The organism is Marichromatium bheemlicum (genome assembly GCF_012276755.1).
Classification (GTDB): Bacteria; Pseudomonadota; Gammaproteobacteria; order Chromatiales; family Chromatiaceae; genus Marichromatium; species Marichromatium bheemlicum.
Window position 1 is genome coordinate 1 of record NZ_JAAXKX010000058.1, and the last position, 257, is coordinate 257.

Below are 257 nucleotides of genomic sequence, written 5' to 3' on the forward strand. Positions count from 1 at the left end.
CTTCGGAGAGGCCAAGCAGGAGTGGCTGGAGCAGTTCCTGGCGCTGCCCAACGGCATCCCCTCGCACGATACCTTTGGGCGCGTGTTCGGGCTGCTGGATCCCGAGGGCTTCGAGCGCTGCTTCCGCGCCTGGGTCGAGTCGATCCGCACGGTCATCCCGGGCGAGGTGGTGGCCATCGACGGCAAGCAGCTGCGCCATTCTTACGACCGGGGCAAGGGCTTGGCACCGCTGCATCTGGTGACGGCCTGGGCGAGTA

Annotated in this window: 1 protein-coding gene; it reads left to right on the forward strand. The window is 67.3% G+C overall.

Annotated elements, in window-relative coordinates:
- On the forward strand, positions 1-257 hold a 257-nt coding region (locus HF203_RS16080), incomplete at both ends, for an ISAs1 family transposase (RefSeq protein WP_168671092.1).